Raw genomic sequence first — 14,745 nt, 5'->3', positions numbered from 1 at the left:
TTTCCGTTAACTTTTAGTTAGTTAACTTATTTTCTGAACTCGGATTCTTTAATATCTACTAACATACGCATTCACTTTCATTTAGCATAGCGGCTCTTTTTTCTAAGCTTCATATTTTATAGGTTACTAATGGGTGTATTCGCAGCACTAGGAACGGCACTTTGTTGGGCAATTGCCGCCCGTTTGTTTAGGGGCACAGGCAACGCGTTTTCTCCTCTTACCATGAATTTTTGGAAGGGCCTTATCTCTATTGCTATTTTGGCAGTCGTTATTGCGGTAGTGCAGCCAAATGCTTATGAAACCAACGCTGTACTTTGGCTGTTATTAAGCGGCTTTATTGGTATTGGTATTGGCGACACCTGCTTTTTTAAAGCATTAAAATCTATTGGTGATAGCCAAGCGGTATTAGTAGCCGAAACCCTAGCGCCTTTGTTTACTGCCCTTTTTGCCATGGCGTTTATTGGTGAATGGATAACCTGGCAGCAGTGGGTGGGTATTGCCGTGGTGCTATTGTCGGTCGACATGGTGATAAAAGCCCGTAAGCGAAATACCACGCACGTATTCGCAACCTCAGGCTATATGTATGGTGTGGGGGCGGCATTATGCCAGGCCGTAGGCGCTGTGGTTAGCCGCGATATTCTAGGTAGTGGAGATATAGACGCTGCCAGCGCGGCCTTCTTGCGCTTGGTAGGCGGTATGGTTTTTGTCGTACCCTTAATTGTGATTACCCGCACTAAATGGATGCCAGTATTAGCAACCAATCAACGGGTTTGGCCTGCGTTTGTACTGGCTACCTTATTAGGCACTACCGCCGCTATTTACCTGCAAATGTTCGCGTTTGCCTATGCGAAAGCTGCCGTGGTGCAAACCTTAATCGCTACCAGCGCGTTAATGTCGCTAGGCGTTGCTTGGGTTATGGGCGAAAAAGCCACGAAGGCTACGCTGATATGGTCGGTAATTGCGTTGGTGGGTGTGGGTATTTTGGTAAGCTTCGGTACGCCCTTGTAGTACAAGAAGGCGTTTTCGCATTCAGTGTATAGCTAATGCTTTTTGGAGCCAGCGCCTTTGCAGTCAGCATTAGATGTAAACTGCGACTAGTGCCGCTAACCCTGTTTTATATCTTAAATTTACAAATCAATGATAACGGAACTAGCGGCTTTTCGTTTAGCCTTGCATGGTTTTAAAGCGAGTATAAACGCCGTTAGTCCAACCGAATCCTAATTGAACTTCGTACTCTCCGCCACTTGCCGTTTTGTCAGGCTCGCACACGTTATACTTTTCTAGCATTACGCCAGTTCGCGCAAAATGATCTTCAATGGTTTGCGTAAAGCGTTTAATAATATCGTCAGCTTCATCATTAAAACCGTAATTTAGTAACCCTTTCACCGCAAACCATTGCAGAGGTGCCCATCCATTGGGTGAATCCCATTGTTGGGTAGTGGTATTTGCAGTGGTCACTATTCCGCCGGGTGCTAACAAGTGCGTTTGAAGGGCAACATTTACCCCAATAGCCTGTGCATCGGTGGCAAGTTCTAGAAACAAAGGTACGGTTGCAGCCGCTGAAAGCACGGTAGTTTGTGCATTACTGGGGTAATGGTAATCGTAAAAACAGGCTTTATCTTCATTCCACAAATAGGTGTTTATTGCCTGCTTTCGGTTAACAGCGGCCTCACGGTATTTGCTGGCTTCGGTGCCAACCCGCGCCAATGTACTTTCAACAAAATACAGCAGTGCGTTCAAGTCAACAGGTACTATTTCAGTAGTACGAATACTAGACAGGGCGTTTTCATCGGCAAGCCAACGGGAACTGAAATCCCAACCTGATTCACATGCGGCTCTTATATGGCGGTAAAACTCTACTGATTTTGCGCCTACCAGCTCGGCCGTTTCAATGTCTTCTCTGTACGACTCTGGTCGTGGCGAGGCTTCGCTGTCGTAGTACCGATTAAGTAAAGCACCACTAGGCATGCGTACTAGGTGTTCACTTGCTTGCTTAGCGTCTTGCGTGTCGCTTATGCTTTGCGCGCCATTCATCCAAAAAGCATATTCTTTTTCGATGCCTGCTATAGCCCTTTGACGCTGTGTTTCACTTAACTTTTCCTCTACTAACGAGAACATTAGCGCCAGCACGGGTGGCTGGCTTCGGGTGTAATAGTAGGCTCGATTTCCATTTGGAATACAGCCCACTTCATCTAATATGTCTAAGAAATTTTCCAACATGTTAATTACCATGTCAGCTTTTCCAGAATCAATTAACCCTAATGCGGTAAAGTAACTATCCCAGTAATAAATTTCTCGAAATCTGCCGCCAGGTACTATGTAAGGTCGCGATAGGCTAATTAGGCTATCTATATTTTCTGCATCTGGCGTACGGGTCAGTACATCCCACATATGTTGCACATAGTCTGGTACAGCACTGAATGTAAAATTTGTACTGTTTGCCACCATGTCTGGCATTTGGAAATGAGTGACAACGAAAGAGGATAAACTAAAGTCTTCGTTACATTTTTGCAGCTCGTATTCATTTATTACGGTCTGCCAATCGCTTAATACAATGGCATCGGCAAAGGTCTTGCTGTCTTGAAACAAGGCCGCGTTTTGCACATCTTTAAACAAATTGCTTTCAAAAAATGGCAGGCACTTACGCCAACCACTCGTAGTTAATGCCATGTTACGCGGTATCCTTTAACACTATTGAAGAGGTTGCTCGTTTAAAAAAGAACAGAGTGACAAGCAGTGCACCTATGGGAATAAGCGATAAGTAAAAGGCTTGTTGCCCACCCATTGCTTCAAATACATAGCCGGTAATAATAGAGCCAGTGGTACCGCCAAGGGCAGAGAACACCACGATTAAGCCTGTCATAGGGGCGTGTTGCACCTTGGGCAATGCACTTAACATTACAGAATTAATAACAGGGTAAATGGGTGCCATCATAAGCCCAATAAGCGGAATAAGGTACGCCGCTATTGGTGCATCTACCCAGCTAGCAATAAGGTTCTCGTCTACCTTTTCGGCTAAAGGTAAGCTCAATAACATCACCGCAGCCATGCCTACCAAACAGGCATTCATAAAGGGATACCAACTTACTCTTGCTAGCACTACACCAGCCAATAAACGGCCAACGGCAAGCGCTACGGCGAAAATACTGGTAATTTGAATACTCACTTGGGTAGGCAAACCTAACACTTCCCGGTTAAATGTAGGTAACCAAGAGCCTATGCCCTGTTCAATCAATACATACAGAAACACGGAAATAATAAAGATGAGTGCTAAGGGTTTATAGGCAAGTTTAAGCATATCGATAAACGCCGTCCCTACCCCAACTTCTTTGTTTACCTCTGGTTTTTGAATCGGCGCCATTAGCACCAATAAAATCGTTACGGCAACTAGAGCGGCAATAAGGTAATACACGTTCAGCCATGAAAGAGACGCTTCATTAGTCGGGTCGATGAAGGCTGCAAATACCCAATATCCTGAAAGCACACCCAACATAAAAATACCTTCAATGGTATTCATTAGAGAGCTATGCGTTTTGGTGTTGGAAGAGAGTTGACCAATAATGGCGTACACCGACACTTTCACTAACGCAAAGGCTGTGCCTATGCCTGCGAACAAGAGTTTTATAACCCAAAAGCTGCCAATACTAGGCGTAATAGCGCAAAGCGTAGCCACCAGAATAAGGCCGAATAGCATTGAAACCTTGTAGCCGATACGAGGAATAAAGCTAGCAACAAGAAAGGATACCAGCGCAATGGATAAGTCTTTAAACCCTTCTAGGGTGCTGGCTTCTGGTTTCGACACATCGAAACTGTTTATCGATTGCAAAATAACGGTGCCCACACTGTTTAGCAGTATGGCAAACACATAATAGCTTACGGCTATCGCAGCGATAATCAACAATCTGGACATGTGTAAACACTCTGTTAACTAAATTAAGCCGGAGTGTAGACGGATAAAAACAAAAATGCAAACGTTTGCATTGACGTGTTATTTGTTAAGTGGTGCTTATTTATGACCGCGTTAATCGTGTTTACTTGAACGACGAACCACCAATTGGGTATCTACCACATAACTAGCGGTTTCTTTGCCTTCAAATTGGAGAAGTAGTTGCTCTACCATGGCCGACGCAGCTTGTTGAGTGTTTTGACGTACGGTTGTTAACGCCGGATGCATAAGTTCAGCTAGCGAAATATCATCGTAGCCCACAATGCCTACATCGCTAGGAATACCCACGTAGCGCTCTTTCAACGCTTTAAGTGCACCAAGCGCTACCATGTCGCTTGAACACACGATACCGTCGAAATCTAAGCCGTTCGCTTTTACTCTTTGATTTATATACTCGTACGCCGCTTTTGAGGTTATATCAATAGTGCAAGTGCAGTCTTCACTCACTGGAATATTAGCGTCTTGATGCGCTTGCAAGTAGCCTCTATAACGCTCTTGCATCTCGGCATGCTCTGCATCACCTAAGAACAACACGCGTTTAGCGCCTTTTTGCAGCAAGTGGGTGGCGGCTTCAAAACCACCTTGATAATTATCACCACCGACTATGGGATAGCGAGCCTCGCTTTTTGGATCGCCCCATACCACAAGGGGTACACCAGCTTCTGCAGCGCGGTCAATCTTCTTAGTCGACTTCCCTTGCCCGATTACAATCATTCCATCAGCGCGCTGACTATGAATGAAGTAGTTGGCCCAATCGTCAGACGCCATAAAAGAATTTGATAGCAATAACTCGTAGCCCTTGGCATTCAATGCTTGGTTCAGTTCACCTACCAGTTTCAGTAAAAAGGGGTCTGTGGTGCTTTGCTCGGTATGATCGATAAGGTTGAGGATTACCGCAATAACATGAGTTTTCTGCGTACGTAGCCTACTTGCAGCGGCATTTACACTGTAATTGTATTCTTTTGCCAATGCCTGCACTTTATTTCGCGTTTCCTGCTTTATCAGCGGGTTATCTTTAAGCGCTCTAGATGCTGTAGAGGTTGAAACCCCTGCAAGCTTTGCCAGCTTAGCCAACGTTAATTTTGTTTCTGAACTCAAGTTATTTAGCTCTCTCTTTTTTTCAAACTATACCTAGAAATACACAAAAAGCCTATGCTCTGCGTGCGATGGTATAAGTCTCTGAATCTCAGGTTATTTACTTCTACTCATCCCAATTCAGCACCAAACCACTTTGCAAACAAATGTTAACATGCTTATACAATTATTTTGCAATCGATTGTATTTTACTCTTGCAATCGTTTGCAAACAGATCTATTTTGTTGCTCATTCCCGAAGCGAGTGACAATTTTTTAACCTGTTCCACGCATTCGGTTAACAACGCCCAAAAATTATTTTCAGGAGCACACACCATGAAAACGTTGTTCACAAAAGGAATGCTAGCCACTGCAATTTCTTTAGCGTTAACCCAAACGGCCTTTGCACAAGAAGAAACAAAACAAGCTACTGCAGAAAACACTGAAGTTATTGTAGTAAGTGGAACGCCAGGCGGCGCAGGGATAAGAAAAATTGATGCAAGCTTCGCTGTTACGAATATTGATGCCAGCGATATTGAAAAACTAGCACCAAAATCTACAGCCGATTTATTCAAAGCCATACCAGGTGTTTGGGTAGAAAGCTCTGGCGGTGAGTCAGGCGCGAATGTATTTGTTCGAGGGTTCCCAGGTGGCGGTGATGCACCTTTCCTTACCATTTCACTGGAAGGTTCGCCTATTTACCCAGCTTCAACTTTATCGTTCTTAGAAAACTCTCAGATGTTTAGAATTGATGACACCATTGAAATGGTTGAAGGCTTACGTGGTGGCCCTAACCCGGTAGTGAGTAACGGCCAACCCGGTTTAACCACCAACTTTCGCTTAAAACGCGGCGGTGAAGATACTGAAGCCAGTGTGAAATACACAGTATCAGATTATGGCTTGAATCGCGTTGATCTTGTACTTAGCGGTGCACTAGCCGACGACCTTTACTACATGGTAGGCGGTTACGTAAAAAGCTCTGATGGTATTCGCGATGCTGGGTTTAGCTCTGAAGAGGGCAACCAATTCACTGTTAATCTAACAAAAATTTTTGATAAAGGTGAGCTAAACCTTTATACACGCCAAACTGACGATCATGGCACTTGGTATTTGCCTACGCCGTTAAACGTAGATGGCATTGATGCTAATTATACCCAAATAGGCCCGTTGAACCGTCAAGCTACAATCAACTACGGACCTGAAAATGCTACTTCTGAGTCTTTTGACTTTGGTGATGGGCGAGGCTGGGATGGTCATGTTAGTGGTGGTAGCTTAAAGCTTGAGCTAGGTGGCGGCTGGCATTTGGTTGACCGTTTTAACCTGACTAAAGGGGATGCAAACACCTTTGGTTTAGTGCCAGATGGTTCAGCAATAACCGTGGCTGAAGTTGCTGATAACGGAGAAAGCGCAACGGGTGCAGTCACTGGAAACACCTACGATGGCGACACCCCCATTCAACAAATCGGCCGTTGGGTTGTGCTAAAAGATGTTGAGTCTTTCACTAACGACTTAGCCGTATCTAAATCGTGGGACAACTTCGATACCTCTTTTGGTATTTATAGCGCAACTACTAAAGCAGAAGATTGGTGGAGTATTGGTAACCAAGCGTATTATGCACTAGTACCTGGCGGCGAAATGCTAGACGGAATTGCTTGTAATAGCAGTGCGGAAGGCTGCGGCTGGAGTTACGATATAAACTCCGTTGGTGATGCCAGTACATTTGCACTTTATGCTACCAGCACCTATTACGCCACTGAAGATTTAAGCATCGACTTAGGGCTACGCCGTGAAAACCATGAAGTAAGCTACTCGGTTGATGAGGGCCTTGATGGCGTGATTACTAAAGCACTGGAGTATGACGAAAACAAAACTTCGTGGACATTAGGGGCTAACTACGCACTTAATGATTTTAGCGGCGTGTTCGTACGTATGAACCGTGGCTACAAAATGCCTTATTTCGATGACTTTCGTGATAACTGGGGAGCGTACACTGGTGGTAACGATTTAATTAAAGAAGTTACCCAAGGCGAACTTGGCTATAAATACATGAATGACAACATTCAGTTTTTCGCTACGGCGTTTGCTAACGAAGTAAAAGGCGATACCTTTGTTCGCCTGCCAGGTGCACCAGCTGAAATTTTAACGAATGAAGCATACGGTATCGAGTTTGATGGGAAGTACAACAACGACTCAGGTTTCTCACTTAGTGTAAATGCAACACTACAAGAAACCGAAATTACTGCTAGCGCTACCAACGAAGGCAACGAAGCCCAACGTCAGCCAGGCTGGCAAGTGCGTATGACACCTAGCTATGGTTTCGATGTGGGCGATATGTACGCCACTGTATATGGTACCTTTTCAGCAGTTGATGACCGCTTTGGCGACAACGAAAATACGGTAATTTTAGAAGGGTATGAAAAAGTTGATGTAGGCATGACTCTTGAGCCTACGGATGCACTTAGTGTTCAACTATCTATCGATAACTTAACTGATGAGCAAGGCATTACCGAGGGCGACCCAAGAAACCCAGATTCGCCTAATGGCCGTTATATCATGCCAAGAAGTATTAAACTAAGCGTATCTTATCTGTTCTTTTGATTAACAGACTATAAGCTACCAATCCAAAGCCGGTGATCATTTCATCGGCTTTTTTATTGCCTCCCTCTTTGAAGCGCCATATTTCGCCACCATAATGTAATTGTTGTACTGGTTCTTTTGCTGGGCACTTTGCCATAACGTTTTGCCATAATTTTTACCTTAACCTTTTACCTCAAGATAGAGACATTATATGAAACGGGTTTTCTTATTCCTTGTTACCAACTTAGCCGTAGTGTTAGTGCTAGGTATTGTGCTGAATATTGTGTTTGCTGCTTTTGGTATTGATAACCGCAGTATTACTGGGCTATTAGTTTTCTCTGCGGTATTTGGTTTTGGCGGTGCGCTTATTTCATTAGCCATGTCGAAATGGATTGCCAAACGAAGTACGGGTGCCCAGGTGATTGATAACCCCACCACCCCAACTGAACACTGGTTAATTAATATGGTCTCTGCCCAAGCTAAAAAGGCGGGTATTGGCATGCCAGAGGTAGCAATTTACGACTCCCCTGAAATAAACGCCTTTGCAACCGGCATGAATAAGAACAATGCCTTAGTTGCCGTAAGCAGTGGCTTATTAAATGGTATGAGCGAAGATGAAGCGGAAGCGGTGCTTGCCCACGAAGTATCACACATTGCCAATGGCGACATGGTTACCCTTACGTTAATTCAAGGGGTTGTGAATACCTTCGTTATCTTTTTAGCGCGCGTAATTGCCGGTGCTATCTCTAATGCTGCTCGTGGCAGTAATAACGGAAGCAGTGCATTAGGCGGCTTTGCTTATTACGGCATTGTGTTTGTACTTGAAATGCTGTTTGGCATTTTGGCTAGCATTATTGTGATGTGGTTTTCTCGTCAGCGTGAATACCGGGCCGATGCAGGCTCAGCCAAATTAGTGGGCAGACAAAAAATGATAGCGGCGTTAACGCGTTTAAAATCGAACAGTGAAAGTCAGTTAGATGGCACCATGATGGCCTTTGGCATTTCGGGTAAGTCGGCATTTTCAGAATTATTTATGAGCCACCCGCCCTTAGATAAACGTATAGATGTGCTTAGACGTCGCGCGAAAGCGCAATAATAAAGGGAGTTACCACTATGACAGCACCTAAAGCGATTTTTTTCGACATTAACGAAACCTTGCTTGATATGGCAGAAATGAAGCATGGTTTAGCGCCATTACTCGGTGGCAATGAAGACTTGGTCGATTTGTGGTTCGCCAACCTTTTGCATCACTCGCTTGTCGATATAGCTTCTAACCAATTTCATGATTTTATCAATATTGGGGCAGCTGCCTTGGTGATGGTGGCGCATAGTAAAGGTTTTAGCGTATCTGAAGACGAAGCCCTTAATGCCATAAAGAGCCACATTACCAAGCTTCCAGCGCATGATGATGTGAAGCCGACACTTTCAAAGCTTCAGTCATTAAACGTGCCGTTAGTGGCGCTATCTAACTCCTCTATTGAAGGACTAAAAGCGCAACTGGAATTTGCAGGCATCAGTGAATGCTTTTCGCATGTACTGAGCACAGAAAAAATTAAAACGTATAAGCCCTACCCCGATGTGTATCGCTGGGCGTGCAAAGAAGTTGGCGTTGAGCCAGAAGATGCCATGATGGTAGCGGCACATGGGTGGGATGTGAGTGGTGCAAAGGCCATAGGTATGCAAACCACGTTTGTAAACAGACCTGGCAAAATGATGTATCCGTTGGGGCTTGCACCCGACTTGAACGTAGAAAGTTTAACTGGGCTTGAGCAAGAAATGAAAAAGGGCGCATAAAGCACCCTTGGTATATAAAGTGTAGCAGGCTTTAGTTATCAGTTTTAGCAACTAATTGTCTGCCTTTAAACCCGTTAGTCGAACAGTTTGAACGCTTAGTTTCTAGCGCACCCAACTGACGCTTTAACCAAGACTTTTGAATACCCGATTTCGCTGCATCCATTTCGCCACTAACTCGTGAAATTTCTTTACCCACATTCACGCACGCTTTAGCGGTTGGCTGAAACCCGCCATTTGCTAAGGCTGCAGAAGAAATTAATAATGCGACTGATGCGATTATAGCTTGCTGTTTCATACGATTCCCCAACGGCCTGATATAGTTCAAGCTCATTTATTTAGATAGAGATAAGGCTATCCGATACCCTGATTGTGTTGAAACTATAGCAATTATGATCTTATTTTTAGGTGTTACGAATTATACCCAATGATAATAAATTGAGGTATACCGCAACGTCCCATGCCTTTTATTTACCTCATCATGTATTCGTATTGCTCATGATTTTAAAGGTGTTGCTAATGTTTCTTATCTTGTTATCGACCTGGTGTAAGCTTTCACGAGAACCCTTCCTTAGTTGAGGTTACAGTAACAGCTTTCTGTAACAGCAATGTTATCGTGACAACAAATCCGCTTTATTAAAACATCAATTAAATCAGCTAACAAGCCAAGTGGAAAACTTAGCGACAACATAGATTAAACAAAATCTAATTAAAGCCGTGTACCCACGCCAATCGACTCTAACGTATCGAGTATAGCATCTGCTAGCGAAGCTAGCGGTGTAACGTAGCTGGCCGCATTTAATTCTATTGCCACCTTGGGCATACCAAACACAACACAGCTTTTTTCATCTTGGCAGAACGTAGTGGCGCCTTGTTGCTTCATATGCAATAAACCGTTAGCGCCATCACGTCCCATACCGGTTAGCAACACCCCTACAGCATTTGCCCCAGCATTAGCCGCTAGTGAATTAAAAAGTACGTCTACAGACGGTTTGTGCCCCGATTCTCTTGGGCCATCAGATAAGGCAATACGATAATCTGCGCCGCTGCGCTCAACAACCAAGTGCTTATCACCCGGCGCTAAATAGGCATGCCCCGGTAACAGACGCTCACCGCCTTTCGCTTCACTTACCTCTATTTCACACAGGCTGTTTAGCCTACGGGCGTAGGTTGTCGTAAAGCCCGGCGGCATATGTTGGGTAATAACAGTAGCAGGCGCGTTTTTAGGGAAATGCATGAGTACATCTTTAATCGCTTCTGTACCGCCAGTAGACGCCCCCATTCCTATCACTTTTTCGCTACCCGTGTAGCGCATAGCAGCATGTTGGGATGCGCGCGATTGTGTAGGTGCACTTAGTGTGGAGTGCGCCGCCATTCTAATTTTTTCCGTTATTACCGAACGATACTCTTCCATACCTTGAGCCACACCCAGCTTGGGTTTTGGTACAAAATCTACCGCGCCTAGTTCTAACGAACGAAGTGTAGCATCAGCCCCTTTTTCCGTTAATGTAGACACCATAACAACCGGTGTAGGGCATGCTTTCATCATAACTTCTAAAAACCGTAAGCCATCCACCTTGGGCATTTCAATATCAAGAGTGATCACATTAGGTTTAAACTCTTGCACCATTCTTTTCGCTACAAATGCATCGGGTGCCGCACCAACCAAAAGCATGTCAGCTTCATTATTGATAATTTCAGATAATAACTGCCTGATAAGTGCAGAGTCATCTACCACGAGAACTTTGATGGGCATTGTCAGGCTCCGTTAGCGAGAAATCATCGGGGGTGGCTTGCTGAGATAGCAGCACGCGGTGGCTAGATTCACGCTCATACAAACTGGTATTATTAAAATTTCTAATTCGCTTCATATATACATTACCTTCATCCGGCAGAAAGTATATTTTGCGGGCGTAGTCGGACATTAAGTCACTATTTAATAGTGGAATGTTTTCCCTAGTTAAATAGTTAACAACAAACTCAGCGTTAATTCTGCCAATATCTTGTTGCACAAACCCAGCAAGCACTTTGCCGCCCCCAAAAGCTTTAGCCACTAGCTTTTCCTTTCTTGCCCCTAGCGTGATGAGTTTTTCAATAAGCATATCCATAGCATGCACACCGTATTTAGATGCAAGGTTGCTATCTAGCTCGCTGGCTAAATTCAATTCAGGCAACATAAAATGGTTCATACCGCCAATCTTCTTTTCTGGGTCGTAAATACATGCGGCAACACAAGACCCTAAAATAGTGACTAACACCTTATTAGAAGCGGTGGCAACGTACTGCCCTGGTAATAATTTAACGGCTTCTTTTCGAAATCGGTTGTCGAAGTAACTGATAGGTTGTTCATCTTGGCTCATACTGCTAACCCCTTTTAATTTACTGGCCGGTAAATAGTTTTACCCATAGGCCGTACCAACTCAGGGTACATAGTGAAGTTTTCAGAATGACCGGCTACATACATTCCCTCAGGTGTCATTAACTTAACCATTCGGGATAGAATTTTGCGCTGAGTGTCTCGATCAAAGTAGATCATGACGTTTCGACAAAAAATAATATCTATTGGGCTTTCAATGTCCCATGTGGGCGACATCAGGTTTAGGGTTTCAAACTGCACCATGCGCCTAAGCTCATCTGCCACACGCACTTTCCCTAACTGTGCGCCTTTGCCTTTGTAGAAAAACTGTTCGCGATAATGAGGAGGTAATTGTTCAATGCCGCTTGCACTGTAAATCCCTGCGGCGGCTTTTTGTAGCACACGGCTATCGATATCAGTGGCAACAATAGAGACAGGGGGAGTAAAGGTGCCAAATACCGACGCTACTGTCATCGCGATGGAATAGGGCTCTTCCCCTGTACTACTGGCCGAACACCAAATGCGTTTGGTATTGGGGTGCTGCTTTAAGTACGTTGAGAGCGCTTCAAAATGATGAGGTTCTCTGAAAAAAGAGGTTAAATTTGTCGTTAGCGCATTAACAAAATGTTCTTGTTCTTGGTGGTTGTGGGCCACCATTTCCAAGTAGTCTTTGAAACGAGTTAATTTTAATATGCGCAGGCGCCGCGCTAAGCGGCTATACACCATGGCATCTTTAGAGTCGGCTAGGCGAATACCGGCACGCTCGAACAGTAGCCGCCTAACTCTATCGAAGTCTCGCCGACTGTAGGCAAATTCCCTTTGCGCCACTACTTCGTGTAACTCGGTCATACACTAAAAGGCCTCCCACTCTGCTTCATCCGGCGACATTGGGTTTAACGATACTCTTGGCTTAGAAGGACCAGGCCCCGATATCGCTCTTGGAGCGGATGTAGGAAACGATGCCATGCTATTCGATGACGTAGAGGCTGAACTAAAGCTCTGTTGCCCCACTTTAAATACAGCTACCCGCTGTGCTAATTGCCCAGACTGCTGCCTCATACTGTCTGCGGCGGCTGCCGCTTCCTCTACAAGCGCAGCATTTTGTTGTGTCATTTCATCCATTTGTACAACAGCGTTATTGACCTCTTGAATACCGGTGGCTTGCTCGGAACTTGCTGCGGCAATTTCTGACATAATGTCGTTCACCCGCTTAATTGCCGTCACAATATCCGCCATGGTTTCACCAGATTTGTTCACCAATACATTGCCGTTGGTAATTTTCTCTACCGAGGTTGAAATAAGGCCTTTTATGTCTTTAGCCGCTTCTGCTGAGCGCTGGGCTAATGTGCGAACTTCCGATGCTACTACCGCAAACCCGCGGCCTTGCTCGCCAGCTCGCGCCGCTTCTACCGCGGCGTTAAGGGCTAATATGTTGGTTTGAAATGCAATGCCGTCAATAACACCAATAATGTCAGAAATGCGCTGGGCCGAATCGTTGATTTCCCCCATGGTATGAACTACTTGTTCAATCACCTTACCCCCTTCTGATGCCACATCAGATGCCTGACTAGCCAAACCTTTTGCTTGTTCGGCATTTTCCGCATTTAATTTTACCGTACCTGTGAGCTCTTCCATGGCCGATGCAGTTTCTTCCAAGCTAGATGCTTGCTGCTCGGTACGACTGGATAAGTCGGCGTTTCCTGTCGCAATTTCATTAGAGGCGGTATCGATGGTTTCTACCGCATCGTGAATTTTGATAATGGTATCGCGTAGTTCATCTACAAACTGGTTAATAGACTCACCAAGCACTTTAAAGTCGCCATCTAGTGGTTCTTCAATGTTATGCAGTAAGTCACCTTCAGTAAGCTTGGACATCACGGTTTTAATACTGTCTACTGCTACCGTGCGCCCCGTAATGTCGGTAGCGTACTTCACTACCCTAAAGGGTTTGCCGTTTTGATCGAGTATGGGATTGTACGAAGCCTGAATATAAACAGCATTACCTAGTTTACTAATACGCTTGTACTCGCCACTAGCATAAACCCCTTTGCGCAATTGCTCCCAAAAGGCGGCGTATTCTGGGCTGTTTTTAAAAGCAGGCTCTACAAATATGCTGTGATGCTTTCCTTTCACTTCATCTAGGGTGTAACCAAGCGCCGATAAGAAATTACTGTTGGCATCTAAAATCACGCCATCTAAATCAAACTCGATTACCGCTTGAGATTTGCTTATTGCGGTTAACTGCCCTTCAAAGTAAGCGTTCTTAGCTTTTTCGGCGGTAATATCAGTGGCGAATTTTACCACCTTAAAAGGTTGCCCGTTGCTGTCTAAAATAGGGTTATAAGAAGCTTGGATCCAAATTTCACTCCCCCCCTTACCTAACCTTTTAAATTCACCTGTTCGATAATTCCCCGCTTGCAAATCTTTCCAGAAAGCAGCGTATTCAGGGCTAAGTTTTACCTCCCTTTCCACGAACGTACTGTGATGCTTACCCTTTACTTCCTCTAGGGAATACCCCATTACACTAAGAAAGTTATCATTCGCGGTAAGAATATTGCCTTGTAAGTCGAATTCGATAACGGCTTGCGACTTACTAATGGCGTCAATTTGCCCTTTATAATCGGCGTTTTGCTTTTTCTCAGCGGTGATATCAATAGCAAATTTCACAATAGCGGTAACCTTGCCATTGTGATCAAAAATAGGGTTATAAGAAGCTTGGATCCAAACGTCTTCACCCTTGTTATTTAATCGGCAAAACTCACCGCTGTGTGCTTCACCGCTTCGCAATACCGACCAAAAATCTTTGTATTCTTGGCTACTGGCGTATTCTCGAGTAACAAAAAGGCTGTGATGTTTGCCTTCTATTTCGCTTTCTGAGTAGCCCATGGCTGACAGAAAATTTTCATTCGCTTTGACAATATTGCCATCGGGAGAAAAAAGAATAACCGCTTGGCTTTGGTTAATGGCACTAACCATACCCGCGTGCTGATCTTCCTGTTCGT

At 44.6% G+C, this 14,745-nt stretch carries 12 protein-coding genes; 4 read left to right on the top strand and 8 right to left on the bottom strand.

The genetic code is table 11. The features are described 5' to 3' along the window. Window positions 1-129 precede the first annotated feature (129 nt). On the top strand, window positions 130-1,008 hold the full coding sequence (locus ALT761_RS01675) for a DMT family transporter (protein WP_129735907.1): 879 nt from the start codon (window positions 130-132) through the stop codon (window positions 1,006-1,008). 156 nt (window positions 1,009-1,164) lie between these two features. On the opposite strand, the gene treF is transcribed toward ALT761_RS01675, so the two are convergent. The 3 genes from treF to ALT761_RS01660 form a co-directional block, all read right to left on the bottom strand. Continuing rightward, entirely contained in the window at window positions 1,165-2,670 is a 1,506-nt protein-coding gene (gene treF / locus ALT761_RS01670; protein ID WP_129735905.1) for an alpha,alpha-trehalase TreF, read from the bottom strand. Between the two features lies 1 nt (window position 2,671). Next, the gene (locus ALT761_RS01665; RefSeq protein ID WP_172602834.1) at window positions 2,672-3,910 is read right to left on the bottom strand and encodes an MFS transporter; all 1,239 of its coding nucleotides are present in this window, start codon (window positions 3,908-3,910) and stop codon (window positions 2,672-2,674) included. 111 nt (window positions 3,911-4,021) lie between these two features. Then, window positions 4,022-5,044 (bottom strand): LacI family DNA-binding transcriptional regulator, encoded by a 1,023-nt coding sequence (locus tag ALT761_RS01660; RefSeq protein WP_013785764.1) that lies wholly within the window; start codon window positions 5,042-5,044, stop codon window positions 4,022-4,024. Between the two features lie 311 nt (window positions 5,045-5,355). Here ALT761_RS01660 and ALT761_RS01655 point away from each other — a divergent pair, with 311 nt between their 5' ends. The 3 genes from ALT761_RS01655 to ALT761_RS01645 all read left to right on the top strand — a co-directional run bounded on the left by ALT761_RS01655 (window position 5,356) and on the right by ALT761_RS01645 (window position 9,390). After that, window positions 5,356-7,617 (top strand): TonB-dependent receptor, encoded by a 2,262-nt coding sequence (locus tag ALT761_RS01655; protein ID WP_129735903.1) that lies wholly within the window; start codon window positions 5,356-5,358, stop codon window positions 7,615-7,617. 190 nt (window positions 7,618-7,807) lie between these two features. Next, a complete protein-coding gene (gene htpX, locus ALT761_RS01650; protein WP_129735901.1) occupies window positions 7,808-8,692 on the top strand; it encodes a protease HtpX in 885 nt (294 codons plus the stop codon). 17 nt (window positions 8,693-8,709) lie between these two features. Next, complete coding sequence (locus ALT761_RS01645) at window positions 8,710-9,390, top strand: haloacid dehalogenase type II (protein WP_129735899.1); 681 nt, start codon at window positions 8,710-8,712, stop codon at window positions 9,388-9,390. 31 nt (window positions 9,391-9,421) lie between these two features. On the opposite strand, the gene ALT761_RS01640 is transcribed toward ALT761_RS01645, so the two are convergent. The 5 genes from ALT761_RS01640 to ALT761_RS01620 all read right to left on the bottom strand — a co-directional run bounded on the left by ALT761_RS01640 (window position 9,422) and on the right by ALT761_RS01620 (window position 14,719). Then, a complete protein-coding gene (locus tag ALT761_RS01640) occupies window positions 9,422-9,685 on the bottom strand; it encodes a hypothetical protein (protein WP_129735897.1) in 264 nt (87 codons plus the stop codon). Window positions 9,686-10,096: 411 nt separating this feature from the next. Continuing rightward, complete coding sequence (locus ALT761_RS01635; protein WP_129735895.1) at window positions 10,097-11,143, bottom strand: protein-glutamate methylesterase/protein-glutamine glutaminase; 1,047 nt, start codon at window positions 11,141-11,143, stop codon at window positions 10,097-10,099. Continuing rightward, complete coding sequence (gene cheD, locus ALT761_RS01630; RefSeq protein WP_013785771.1) at window positions 11,115-11,747, bottom strand: chemoreceptor glutamine deamidase CheD; 633 nt, start codon at window positions 11,745-11,747, stop codon at window positions 11,115-11,117. The genes ALT761_RS01635 and cheD overlap by 29 nt, the downstream gene beginning before the upstream one ends. Before the next feature lie 14 nt (window positions 11,748-11,761). Then, complete coding sequence (locus tag ALT761_RS01625; RefSeq protein ID WP_129735893.1) at window positions 11,762-12,592, bottom strand: CheR family methyltransferase; 831 nt, start codon at window positions 12,590-12,592, stop codon at window positions 11,762-11,764. Window positions 12,593-12,595: 3 nt separating this feature from the next. Further along, window positions 12,596-14,719, bottom strand: coding sequence for a methyl-accepting chemotaxis protein (locus ALT761_RS01620; protein ID WP_442858138.1), 2,124 nt, complete (start codon window positions 14,717-14,719; stop codon window positions 12,596-12,598). Window positions 14,720-14,745: the final 26 nt, after the last annotated feature.

It is taken from the genome of Alteromonas sp. 76-1 (assembly GCF_900654235.1).
Classification (GTDB): Bacteria; Pseudomonadota; Gammaproteobacteria; order Enterobacterales; family Alteromonadaceae; genus Alteromonas; species Alteromonas naphthalenivorans.
Note: the sequence above shows the minus strand (reverse complement) of the source record. Positions and strands in the feature narration are given on the sequence as shown.